The organism is Serratia sp. szju, from assembly GCF_044594185.1.
GTDB lineage: Bacteria > Pseudomonadota > Gammaproteobacteria > Enterobacterales > Enterobacteriaceae > Serratia > Serratia bockelmannii.
In genome coordinates this window covers 4,879,402-4,891,576 of sequence record NZ_CP172576.1, presented here as the reverse complement: position 1 = coordinate 4,891,576, position 12,175 = coordinate 4,879,402, and the positions used below count along the sequence as shown (strand labels likewise).

The 12,175-nt window shown below is 59.0% G+C and carries 11 protein-coding genes; 5 read left to right on the top strand and 6 right to left on the bottom strand.

The genetic code is table 11. The features are described 5' to 3' along the window. Window positions 1-74 precede the first annotated feature (74 nt). The 5 genes from galS to RE418_RS23105 all read left to right on the top strand — a co-directional run bounded on the left by galS (window position 75) and on the right by RE418_RS23105 (window position 5,627). Complete coding sequence (galS, locus tag RE418_RS23125; RefSeq protein ID WP_043142428.1) at window positions 75-1,112, top strand: HTH-type transcriptional regulator GalS; 1,038 nt, start codon at window positions 75-77, stop codon at window positions 1,110-1,112. Window positions 1,113-1,376: 264 nt separating this feature from the next. Beyond that, window positions 1,377-2,369, top strand: a complete 993-nt coding sequence (mglB, locus tag RE418_RS23120; RefSeq protein ID WP_025302149.1) for a galactose/glucose ABC transporter substrate-binding protein MglB — start codon at window positions 1,377-1,379, stop codon at window positions 2,367-2,369. 99 nt (window positions 2,370-2,468) lie between these two features. After that, window positions 2,469-3,977, top strand: coding sequence for a galactose/methyl galactoside ABC transporter ATP-binding protein MglA (gene mglA / locus RE418_RS23115; protein ID WP_004938959.1), 1,509 nt, complete (start codon window positions 2,469-2,471; stop codon window positions 3,975-3,977). An 11-nt stretch (window positions 3,978-3,988) separates the two neighbouring features. Further along, window positions 3,989-4,999 (top strand): galactose/methyl galactoside ABC transporter permease MglC, encoded by a 1,011-nt coding sequence (gene mglC / locus RE418_RS23110; RefSeq protein WP_004938953.1) that lies wholly within the window; start codon window positions 3,989-3,991, stop codon window positions 4,997-4,999. Window positions 5,000-5,234: 235 nt separating this feature from the next. Continuing rightward, window positions 5,235-5,627, top strand: coding sequence for a tautomerase family protein (locus RE418_RS23105; protein WP_043142430.1), 393 nt, complete (start codon window positions 5,235-5,237; stop codon window positions 5,625-5,627). 126 nt (window positions 5,628-5,753) lie between these two features. Here RE418_RS23105 and sanA read toward each other — a convergent pair whose 3' ends face one another. The 6 genes from sanA to RE418_RS23075 all read right to left on the bottom strand — a co-directional run bounded on the left by sanA (window position 5,754) and on the right by RE418_RS23075 (window position 12,060). Continuing rightward, on the bottom strand, window positions 5,754-6,497 hold the full coding sequence (gene sanA, locus RE418_RS23100) for an outer membrane permeability protein SanA (protein WP_004938948.1): 744 nt from the start codon (window positions 6,495-6,497) through the stop codon (window positions 5,754-5,756). 169 nt (window positions 6,498-6,666) lie between these two features. Next, window positions 6,667-8,364: an NAD-dependent malic enzyme gene (locus RE418_RS23095; protein ID WP_025302151.1), complete on the bottom strand. Its 1,698-nt coding sequence runs from the start codon at window positions 8,362-8,364 to the stop codon at window positions 6,667-6,669. A gap of 221 nt (window positions 8,365-8,585) precedes the next feature. Next, complete coding sequence (gene cdd / locus RE418_RS23090; protein WP_025302152.1) at window positions 8,586-9,470, bottom strand: cytidine deaminase; 885 nt, start codon at window positions 9,468-9,470, stop codon at window positions 8,586-8,588. Window positions 9,471-9,607: 137 nt separating this feature from the next. Further along, on the bottom strand, window positions 9,608-10,303 hold the full coding sequence (locus RE418_RS23085) for a CidB/LrgB family autolysis modulator (protein ID WP_019454415.1): 696 nt from the start codon (window positions 10,301-10,303) through the stop codon (window positions 9,608-9,610). Continuing rightward, the gene (locus RE418_RS23080) at window positions 10,300-10,707 is read right to left on the bottom strand and encodes a CidA/LrgA family protein (RefSeq protein WP_049208868.1); all 408 of its coding nucleotides are present in this window, start codon (window positions 10,705-10,707) and stop codon (window positions 10,300-10,302) included. The genes RE418_RS23085 and RE418_RS23080 overlap by 4 nt, the downstream gene beginning before the upstream one ends. Before the next feature lie 138 nt (window positions 10,708-10,845). After that, window positions 10,846-12,060, bottom strand: a complete 1,215-nt coding sequence (locus RE418_RS23075) for an MFS transporter (protein ID WP_089180704.1) — start codon at window positions 12,058-12,060, stop codon at window positions 10,846-10,848. Between the last annotated feature and the right edge of the window lie 115 nt (window positions 12,061-12,175).

Sequence of the window (12,175 nt, the reverse complement as noted above, 5' to 3'; positions counted from 1 at the left end):
GTAATTCACGCGAGCAGCGGGCCAATCGGGGTAGGATAGCGCCACCGGCCACTACCCCGATTTCAGGATCCCGCATGTCTCCAGTTCATCCGATCACCATTCGCGACGTGGCGAAACGCGCCGGGGTCTCCGTGGCGACCGTCTCCCGCGTGTTGAACCACAGCGCGCTGACCAGCAAGGAGACGCGCGAGCAGGTGCTGCAGGCGGTGGCGGATCTGGGCTATCGCCCCAACGCCAACGCACAGGCGCTGGCGACCCAAAGCAGCGATACCCTGGGCGTGGTGGTGATGGACGTCTCCGATCCGTTCTTCGGCGCGCTGGTGAAAGCGGTTGACACGGTGGCGCAGAAACACCACAAATACCTGCTGATCGGCAACAGCTATCATCAGGCGGACAAAGAGCGCCATGCGATCGAAGTGCTGATCCGTCAGCGCTGTAATGCCCTGATTGTTCACGCCAAAGCCCTGAGCGACGCCGAGCTGATCGGCTTTCTGGAGCAGGTGCCGGGCATGGTGCTGATCAATCGGATTATCCCCGGCTATGAGCCACGCTGCGTCGGGCTGGATAACGTCTGCGGCGCGGAAATGGCGATGCGTCTTTTGCTGTCGCAGGGCCATCGGCGCATCGGCTACCTGGGCTCCAATCACCCGATCGAAGACGGGCCGCTACGCCAGCGGGGCTATGCGCAGGCGATGGCCGCCGCCGGGCTGGCCACGCCGGACAACTGGCGCGCCTACGGTTCGCCGGATCTGCAGGGCGGCGAGGCGGCGATGGTGGAGCTGCTGGGGCGTAATCTACAGCTGAGCGCGGTGTTCGCTTACAACGACGCCATGGCCGCCGGCGCCATGGCGGTGCTGAAAGAAAACGGTATCACGGTACCGCAGCATTTCTCGCTGATCGGCTTCGACGACATTCCCATCGCGCGTTACACCAGCCCCAAACTCACCACGGTGCGTTACCCGATCGTTTCGATGGCCACGCTGGCCACCGAGCTAGCATTGCAGGGCGCAGCAGGCCTGGCGGAGCCGCAGGCCGCTCATCTGTTCATGCCGACGCTGGTGCGGCGCCATTCTGTCGCCCCCTGGCAAAGTGAGGCGACGGTCACTCTCTGACGATTTAATCCTGTGTAACCGTTTTCAATCTGTGAGAAAATTCACAGAATATTAACATCACGCCGTCTATGCTCTAGGCGTTTTCCGGCGCAAAGGCCCTTGCCGCTGCAACCTTTATCTCGCGCTGACACAGCATTTCTCGGAAATAACAAGATCCACGGACGACAGGTGTTGAGTGGAAATCGCCTGGCCTGGGGTGTGCGCACTGCCGGTGACCATTGGCTCAAAGACGAGTAATACCCTACACAGAACCGGAGACTGACAATGAATAAGAAGGTTTTCACCCTGGCCGCCATGGCCGCAGCCATGATGTTTGGCGCCGCAGCCCATGCTGATACCCGTATTGGCGTCACGATTTACAAATACGACGACAACTTCATGTCGGTGGTGCGCAAGGCGATCGAGAAAGATGCCAAGGCTTCGCCGGACGTCACTCTGCTGATGAATGACTCGCAGAACGACCAGTCCAAACAGAACGATCAGATCGACGTGCTGCTGGCCAAGGGCGTGAAAGCGCTGGCGATCAACCTGGTCGACCCGGCCGCGGCACCGGTGGTTATCGATAAGGCGCGCGCAAACGATATCCCGGTGGTGTTCTACAACAAAGAACCTTCCCGCAAGGCGTTGGACAGCTATGACAAGGCATATTACGTCGGCACCGACTCCAAAGAGTCCGGCGTGATCCAGGGCGAGCTGATCGCCAAACACTGGCAAGCCAACCCGGCCTGGGATCTGAACAAAGACGGCCAGATCCAGTTCGTGCTGCTGAAGGGTGAACCGGGCCACCCGGATGCCGAAGCGCGCACTACCTACGTGGTGAAGACGCTGAACGAAAAAGGCATCAAGACCCAGCAGCTGCAGATGGATACCGCGATGTGGGATACCGCGCAGGCGAAAGACAAGATGGACGCCTGGCTCTCCGGCCCGAATGCCAACAAGATTGAAGTGGTGATCGCCAACAACGACGCCATGGCGATGGGCGCGGTGGAAGCGCTGAAAGCGCACAACAAGACCAGTATCCCGGTGTTCGGCGTCGATGCGCTGCCTGAAGCGCTGGCGCTGGTGAAATCCGGCGCGATGGCGGGCACGGTGCTGAACGACGCCGACAACCAGGCGAAAGCCACCTTCGAGCTCGCGAAAAACCTGGCGGCAGGCAAACCGGCCACCGAAGGCACCCAATATAAAGTCGAAAATAAAGTCGTGCGTATCCCTTACGTCGGCGTAGATAAAGACAACCTGTCTCAGTTCGTTAAATAAGAATTGAGATCCCGCTAAGACCCCGCCTGCGGCGCCAACACCAGGGATACCGCCGGCGGGGATGTTTACGACTGCAAGATCGTTAAGCCAGGTGTATTTATGGCCGATAGCTCACGCGAATTTTTGCTGGAAATGACGGATATCTGTAAGTCATTTCCCGGCGTCAAAGCTTTGGACAATGTCAATTTACGCGTCCGTCCGCACTCGATTCACGCCCTGATGGGGGAGAACGGGGCGGGGAAATCGACGTTGCTGAAATGCCTGTTCGGCATTTATAAAAAAGACAGCGGCAGCATTGTGTTTCAGGGCCGGGAAATCGATTTCAAGAGCTCGAAGGAAGCGTTGGAACACGGCGTTTCGATGGTGCATCAGGAGCTGAACCTGGTGCTGCAACGCACCGTGATGGACAACATGTGGCTGGGGCGCTATCCGACCAAAGGCCTGTTCGTCGATCAGGACAAGATGTTCAAAGACACCCAGGCGATCTTTGACGAGCTGGATATCGACATCAACCCGCGCGAAAAGGTGGGCAACCTGTCGGTGTCGCAGATGCAGATGATCGAGATCGCCAAGGCGTTTTCCTACGACGCCAAGATCGTCATCATGGATGAACCGACCTCTTCGCTGACGGAGAAAGAGGTCAATCATCTGTTCACCATCATCCGCAAGCTGAAAGAACGCGGCTGCGGCATCGTCTATATCTCGCACAAGATGGAAGAGATCTTCCAGCTGTGCGACGAGATAACGGTGCTGCGCGATGGCCAGTGGATCGCCACCCAGCCGCTGGAAGGGCTGGATATGGACAAGATCATCGCCATGATGGTCGGCCGCTCGCTGAGCCAGCGCTTCCCGGACAGGCAAAACACGCCGGGTGAGGTGATCCTTGAGGTGAAGAACCTGACATCGCTGCGCCAGCCTTCGATCCGCGATGTTTCCTTCGATCTGCACCAGGGCGAGATCCTCGGCATCGCCGGGCTGGTGGGCGCCAAGCGCACCGACATCGTCGAGACGCTGTTCGGCATTCGTGAAAAGGTGGCGGGCACTATAAAGCTGCACGGCAAGGCGATCGACAACCACAGTGCCAACGAAGCGATCAACCACGGGTTTGCGTTGGTGACCGAAGAGCGCCGATCCACCGGGATTTACGCTTACCTCGATGTGGGTTTCAACTCGTTGATCTCCAATATCCGCAATTATAAAAACAAGCTCGGCCTGCTGGATAACGCGCGGATGAAGAGCGACACCCAGTGGGTGATCGACGCCATGCGGGTGAAAACGCCGGGGCATCACACCCATATCGGCTCGCTGTCCGGCGGCAACCAGCAGAAGGTGATCATCGGCCGCTGGCTGCTGACGCAGCCGGAGATCCTGATGCTGGATGAACCGACGCGCGGCATCGACGTGGGCGCCAAGTTCGAGATTTATCAGCTGATGACCGAACTGGCGAAGAAGGGCAAGGGGATCATTATCGTCTCGTCCGAAATGCCGGAGCTTTTGGGGATCACCGACCGTATTTTGGTGATGAGCAACGGTCAGGTTGCGGGCATCGTTAACACCAAACAGACCTCGCAAAATGAAATCTTACGTCTCGCCTCCCTGCACCTTTAAGGATCGGAATTATGAACGCGCTAAATAAAAAAACCTTATTTACCTATTTCAAGGAAGGCGGCATTTACGTGGTGTTGCTGGTGCTGTTGGCCATCATCATCATTCAGGATCCTACCTTCCTTAGCCTGATGAACCTGAGCAACATCCTGACGCAGTCTTCGGTGCGCATCATCATCGCGCTGGGCGTGGCGGGATTGATCGTGACTCAGGGCACCGACCTGTCCGCCGGGCGGCAGGTGGGGCTGGCGGCGGTGGTGGCGGCCACGCTGCTGCAGTCGATGGATAACGTCAACAAGGTATTCCCGCACATGGAAACCTGGTCGATTCCCCTGGTCATCTTGCTGGTGTGTGCGGTCGGCGCGGTGATCGGCCTGGTTAACGGCCTGATTATCGCCTATCTCAACGTGACGCCGTTCATCACCACCTTAGGCACCATGATCATCGTCTACGGCATCAACTCGCTGTATTACGATTCGGTCGGCGCGTCGCCGGTCGCGGGTTTCGATCCGAAGTTTTCCACCTTTGCCCAGGGCTTCTTGCGCTTCGGCGACTTTAAGCTGTCGTACATTACTTTTTACGCGCTGATCGCCATCATATTCGTCTGGATCCTGTGGACCAAGACCCGCTTCGGCAAGAACATCTTCGCCATCGGCGGCAACCCGGAAGCGGCTAAGGTGTCCGGCGTCAACGTGCCGTTGAACCTGATCATGATCTATGCGCTGTCCGGCGTGTTCTACGCCTTCGGCGGCTTGCTGGAAGCGGGGCGCATCGGCAGCGCCACCAATAACCTCGGCTTTATGTATGAGCTGGATGCCATCGCCGCCTGCGTGGTGGGGGGCGTCTCATTTGCCGGCGGGGTGGGTACGGTGTGGGGCGTGGTGACCGGGGTGATCATCTTTACCGTCATCAACTACGGCCTGACCTATATCGGCATCAACCCGTACTGGCAGTACATCATCAAGGGCAGCATCATCATCTTCGCCGTGGCGTTGGACTCGTTGAAATACGCCAAGAAGAAGTAGAGCTACCGCAGCACAGACAACAAGGCCGGCCTATTGCCGGCCTTGTTGCATTCTAGGAGGCAGGGCGCAGCAAAACAGTAAGGCATTATTTGGCAATGGCTGGCTGGGTTGTTTCGGGTAAGGGAATTGCCCGATCTTGAGGTTGGGTTGGTTACAGCGTGACACAGTTTTCGGGCTACCCACATGACATGAAGCCAGTAAACTGCTTTTATCTACCGTTCTCAGGGAGCAAACTATGCCTGTATTTACCATTACGCTGAAAAGTCGTAATACGCTTGATAAGAAAAGAATTTCATCAGCTATTCACGCGGCGGTAGTAAAAACCGGCTATCCTGCGAACGATCAATTCCAGCGCTTTATCCGTCTTGGGGAAGACGATTTATATGTGGACCCCACTTATCCCGATCTGGAATCCCCCCGCAGCGCTAACTTCGTGTTGATTGAAGCCATGCTTTCCTCTGGTTCCCCTGATGCCCGCAAACAATTGCTTTTGCAATCACTGGTACAGGAACTCGCCCTGATTGGACTGGACAGCAATGATCTGATGGTCCTTTTCATTGAACTGGATCGTTTGAATAGTTCATTCGGCGGCGGCAGAAGGGCATCGCCGCTTTCTATGTCGCAATAAGCTGTCAACGTACGTAGAGAGTGCTTTACGCAAATCATCCGGTATTCGTTAACACTGCGTATTTCTCGGATAATACGCCCTTTTAGCGTATTGCTGGGGACGCGTGTAAAACCCTCTGCCGGATGATTAAGGCTGTTTGGCTTTTTGCTTCTCTTCTTTCAGCTTGTGCTCCAGTTCCACCAACTGTTCCGGTGACACGGCGGGATAACCCTGGGCGTCTTCCGGCACGGTGTGCATGGCGGAGATCGGGATCAGCGGGCCGAGGAAGCGCGGCTCGCGCTTGAGGATGTACAGATCGGTCAGCGCGCCCAGGCGAGCGAAGATCTCGCGGGCGCGCACCGTCATCATGTCCTTCGGCGACGGCACCGCGTAGCACTGCGCCTGAATGCCCATGTGCAAGGCGATGAACAGCGCGCGCTCGCAGTGGAAGCGCTGGGTGATGATGATGAAATCGTTGGTGTCGAACACCTTGCGGGTGCGCACGATGGAGTCTAGAGTGCGGAAGCCGGCGTAGTCCAGCACGATATCGCTCGGCGCCACGCCGGCGGCGATCAGATCGCGACGCATGGTCATTGGTTCGTTGTAGCTTTGCTGGGCATTGTCGCCGCTCAGCAGCAGGTATTTCACCTTGCCGCTGTTATAGGCGTTGATCGCCCCTTGAATGCGGTAACGGTAGTACTGGTTGATCACCCCAGTGCGGTAATACTTGGCCGTGCCGAGCACCACGCCAACCTGGCGGTGCGGTAGCTCCTGCAGTTCGTCGTAGACGTAAGGCGCGGTTTTCCAGCTGATCCAGCGATCGAGCGCAATAGCCGAACCCATCAACACCGCAATGATGATGAACAGGCTGATGATCAGGCGTTTCCACATGTTGTTGCCTTACGCGCGCCGGGCTGAAAAAGATGGATCAAGGCTACTTTACCTGACCGATCGACGCAAGACGCGAACCGCCTGAAGCACGCGCAACGCCGCATTTTTCGGCGGTTTTGCCGCACAAAAAAGCCCGGCGGAGCCGGGCTGGGTCATTTCAGCGCGTTGATCAGAACGAGGTGCGCTTGTAGCTGCGGTACTGCGGCCGCCAGAAGTTGTGCTCGATGGCTTTCGACAGCGCGTCTTCGGAGGTGACGATCGCCACACCCTGTAGCTGCGCCGCTTTACCCACTTCCATGGCGATGCACTTCGACACGCCCTGAATATCGTCGATATTCGGCAGCAGTGCGCCGTGGCCGTCGGTGGCCAGCGGCGAACAGTCCGCCAGCGCTCGGCTGGCGGCCATCAGCATAGCGTCGGTGACGCGGGTGGCGCCGGAGGCCAGCACGCCGAGGCCAATCCCCGGGAAGATGTAGGAGTTGTTGCACTGGGCGATCGGGTACAGCTGCTCTTTATAGCTCACCGGTGCGAACGGGCTGCCGGTCGCGACCAGGGCGGCGCCGTCGGTCCAGTTGATGATGTCTTCTGGGCGGGCTTCCACGCGCGAGGTCGGGTTGGACAGCGGCATCACGATAGGGCGTTCGCAGTGCTTGTGCATTTCGCGGATCAGCTCTTCGGTAAACAGCCCCGGCTGGCCGGAAACGCCGATCAGAATGGTCGGCTTGGCGTTGCGCACCACGTCCAGCAGCGAGATGGCGTCGCTGGCGGTTTCCCAACCGGTCAGGTTGTCGCTCTTCTGTACCAGCTTGCTCTGGAAATCGAGCAGGTTCGGCAGTTTGTCGGTCAGCAGGCCGAAGCGGTCGACCATGAATACGCGGGCGCGCGCTTCGTCTTCGCTCAACCCTTCGGACTTCATCTGCGCGATGATCTGCTCGGCGATGCCACAGCCGGCGGAACCGGCACCGAGGAAGGTGACGGTCTGATCGCGCAGCTGGCTGCCGGCGGCGCGGCTGGCGGCGATCAGGCTGCCGAGGGTCACCGCGGCAGTGCCCTGAATGTCATCGTTGAAGCAGCAGATCTCGTCGCGATAGCGGTTCAACAACGGGGTGGCGTTGTTCTGTGCGAAGTCTTCGAACTGCAGTAGCACGTTCGGCCAGCGGCGTTTGACCGCCTGAATAAACTCTTCGACGAAGGCGTGGTACTCCTCGCCGGAGATGCGCGGATGGCGCCAGCCCATGTACAGCGGATCGTTGAGGCGCTGCGGGTTGTTGGTGCCGACGTCCAGCACCACCGGCAGGGTATAGGCCGGGCTGATGCCGCCGCAGGCGGTGTACAGCGACAGCTTGCCGATGGGAATGCCCATGCCGCCGATGCCCTGGTCACCCAGGCCGAGGATACGCTCGCCGTCGGTGACCACGATCACCTTGACGTTCTGCTTGGTGGCGTTTTGCAGCATGTCATCGATGCGATCGCGGTTCGGGTAGGAGATGAACAGCCCGCGCGCGCGGCGATAGATATCGGAGAAGTGTTCGCAGGCCTCGCCGACGGTCGGGGTGTAAATGATCGGCATCATCTCGCTCAGGTGCGAGTCCAGCAGGCGGTAGAACAGGGTTTCGTTGGTGTCCTGGATGTTGCGCAGGTAGATGTGCTTGTCGTTATCGTTCTTGAAATCCTGATACTGACGGTAGGCGCGTTCCACCTGTTCTTCGATGGTTTCCACCGCCTCCGGCAGCAGGCCGTGCAGGTTGAAGTGGCTACGTTCTTCCTCGGTGAAAGCGCTGCCTTTGTTCAGCAACGGAAATTCCAGCAGAATCGGGCCGGCGTAAGGGATATAGAGCGGGCGTTTGCTTTCGTATTCTAGTTCCATCAGTTTTACTCTTCACGTATCAGATAACTTTATTGCCGACGATCCTAAGAGATAAAGAGAAGATGTACAGCATTTGTTGCCAGATGATGAACCAGGTTGGCGTAATTATCGACAATCAAATGATTTTTTAACTAAAGAAAGTGTTTCTTGCGGCGTCGGGGCATTGTATTTGGCGGGCGGGGCTGTTAACGGCGGAACCGGATGGCCCCGCCGTGGTGCGCTTAGAAAGTGGCGCGGCTGACGTTCTGGCAGCCTAGCGCCGCCAGGGTGGCGCGGGTGGCGTCCCACTGGCTGAGGATCGCCTCCTGCGGCTCGACCAGTACGGCGCGGCGAATGTTCAGGCAATCGCCGCCGGAGAGGTTCAGCAGGATCAGCGCGGCCTGCAGCGGCGGCAGGCTAGGGTTGAAGGCGGCGTTTTCCGCATAACGGCCGGCATAGATAATGCCGTCTGTCGTTTCCAGCGCCACGCCGCTGTGGGCGTTGCTGTACGGTGCGTGACTCTGATTGGCCGCCGCCAGTGCCGCCTGTGTCAGTGCGTCGTCCAGCGCCAGCTGGTGACCGTGATCGACCTTGTCCATCAGCAGCGAAGCGATATCCAGATCTTTCGGGCCGAAGGCGTCCGGCAGATAGTCCGCCAGCGTAGCCGGCGCGCGGCCCGGCAGACGGATCTGCAGTTCGCCGCCGCTGTTCAGCTCATTCATAAACTGGCGGCAATGACCGCACGGCGTGTAATTGACGGTGACCGAGGCCAGCGCCGATTCACCGCGCAGCCAGGCATGGGTAACCGCGCACTGTTCCGCATGCACGGTTTGCTGCAGCGGTGCGCCGCTGAATTCCATATTGGCGCCGAAATAGAGGTTGCCACTTTGCCCGCGCGCGATGGCGCCGACGTGGAAATGCGATATCGGGGTTAACGAGCAGGCCGCCGCCAGCGGCAGCAGCGCGAATGCCAGCGCATCATCGTCCAGCCCGCAACCTGTGCGGATCGCCGCCGCTTGCTCGGCCGTGAACATCGCCGGAAAGTCAGGCGCGTCCAGATAGGGCCGCAGGGCGGATTGCAGTGTCGCGGGCAGTGCGCTGAAAGCGGTGTGAAAACGCGGATGCATAGAAGGTCTCTCTACGAGTTAACGGGGTAACATTCTAGGCAGGCCAGAGACATTAAAGTGTGACTAATGTCTCTTAATTGGTGAAATTAATGCAATGAAATAAATAAATGCGAGATGTATCGCAAGTTTCGCCGTATTCAGCCGAACAGATGCAGCAGCACCGGGAACAGGAACGGCGCCAGCAGTGAGGTGATGATGCCGCAGATCACCAGCGCCAGCGAGCCGAATGCGCCTTCCTGGTAGTCCATCTCCGCGCAGCGTGCGGTGCCCAGCGCGTGGGATGCGGTGCCCATCGCCAGGCCGCGCGCAGAGTGGGTGGTGATTTTCAACAGGTTGAACAGCGTATGGCCGAACACGGCGCCGAGGATACCGACGAAAATGACGCAGACTGCGCTGATCGCCGGAATACCGCCGAGCGAGTCCGCGACGGCCATGGCGATTGGCGTAGTGACCGATTTCGGCAGGATAGAGGCGGCGATTTCCGGCGTGGCGCCCAGCCACAGGGCGATGGCGCCGCCGCTGATCATGGCGGTCAGGCTGCCGATGAAGCACACCGCGATAATCGACTTCCAGCGCGCGCGGATCTGGTGCAGCTGTTCATACAGCGGGAAGGCCAGCGCGACAACCGCCGGCTGCAGCAGATCGTTGAGGATTTTGCTGCCCTGAAAGTAGCGCTCATAGGGGATGCCGGTGAGCAGCAGCAGCGGGATGATCACCGCCATGGACACCAGCAGCGGATTGAGCAGCGGCATGTTCAGTTTGCGCGCCAGCCAGCGCGCGGCGAAATAGACCGCCAGCGTCAGCGGCAGCGACCACCAGATTTCATGGATCATGAGTTGCCCTCCGTATCGTCGGGCTTACCGGCGATGCGGCGCTCGCGGTGAAAATAGTGTGAGGTATAGCCGACCACCACCAGCACCATCAGCGTGCTGATGAGGCAAGAGATGACCAGCGGGCCTAGATGCGCGACGATCTGGTCATAGTATTTCATCACCCCGACGCCGATCGGCACGAACAGCAGCACCATGTAGCGGATCAGCAAATGGCAGCCGGGTTTAACCCATTTGGCCGGCAGGATCTGGGTAGAGAGCAGGGCGAACAGCAGCAGCATGCCGAGGATGCTGCCGGGAATGGCGAACGGCAGCAGCGCCGCCACTGCGTTGCCGACGAACAGACACAGGTAGATGAGGAGCAGGGCTCTCAGGTATTTCCAGCACAGTGTGAGCACGTTGGCCATTGTCTTTCCCCGTTTAATCGCTGCATTCATCATACAATTAAACTGTGAGCCATGCCACAGATCGCACCATGAATTATCGCTATGGGTGCCATACCCGATCGGCGGGTTGACAGCCCGCAATGGCTGCCACGCGCGGGTTCAGCGCGTGTCTTCGGCCGCTGCCGCCGCGTGTTCTGCCAGCCGGTGGCCGAGGAAGAAAAACAGCAGGCTGAGCAGCGCGGCGACGATCAGCATCACGAACATCAGCGGCGGCGCGGCATAGCTGAGCAGCACCCCGCACAGTACCGGGTTGATGGCGCCGCCCAGCGCGCTGAGATTCTGCACTCCATAGTAGCTGCCTTTCAGGTGCGGGGGTGCGATAAAGTCGATGAACATGTATTCCACCGGGATCACGATGATTTCGCCGAGGGTAAACACCGCCATCGCCGCCAGCCACAGCCAGACCGCCTGGCCGGCCGCCATGAAACCGAGCAGCCCGACGATGAAAAACAGCGTGCCCAGCACCAGCCAGCGCAGCATGTTTTCCTGGCGCATACCGCGGCTGAGCAGGTATTGCAGGGCGATAACGATGCTGGCGTTGACGATCATCACCAGCCCGATGATTTTGTAGGCGAACTCGGCGCTGGAGACGGTGATCAGATACTGCGACAGATAGCCGGTGAACTGACCGAACACCACGGCGCCCAGGGTGCTGCCGAGGGTGAAGTAGATAAGCCGCCGATCGCTCCGCAGGATAGTCAGCGTCTGGCGGAAGTTGGGTAGCGCGGCCGGTGCGGCGGCGGCTGGCGTTGCGCGCTGTTCCCGGCCGCGCAAGCGCAGGCTTAGCGCCGCCACCGTCGCCAGCGCCAACCCGCCCGACAGGTAAAACGGCAGCAGTGGGCTAAGCCCGGCTACCAGGACGCCGAGCGCAGAACCGATCGCCCAACCGACGTTGACCAGCGTGTAGTTGATTGAGAAAGCCTTGATGCGCTGCTCGACCGGCAACCCGTCGGCGAAACAGGCCTTAATGGTGATGCTCAGCACCGAATAACAGGTATGCAAGATGGCCAGCACCACGATCACGCCGCCGGGGCGCGGGATCCAGGGAATGGCGAAGAAGCTCAGCGCAAACAATAAAATCGACAGCAGGATCAGGCGGTTCTTGCTGAATTTGTCAACCAGATAGCCGCCGTACAGGCTGGCAAGGATGCCGAGGGTCAGGCTGACGCCCAGGATCACGCCCACGCTCTTCGGCAGCAGATGGAAATGCTCGGTGAGGTAGATGGTAATGAACGGCAGCGTCACGCCGCGGCCGATGGTCAACACCAGCGAACTGGCCAGCAGCACGTTGATCAGCGAGGGGAATCCCTTCATTCGAAGCCTGTTTATGCATACAGTTATTGGGCGATGCAGATAACATAGCGTATTTTGGCGAGGACGGAAGGGGGAAGCCGAAAATTAGTTTAAAAACAGAGGCTGCGTCGGCAGC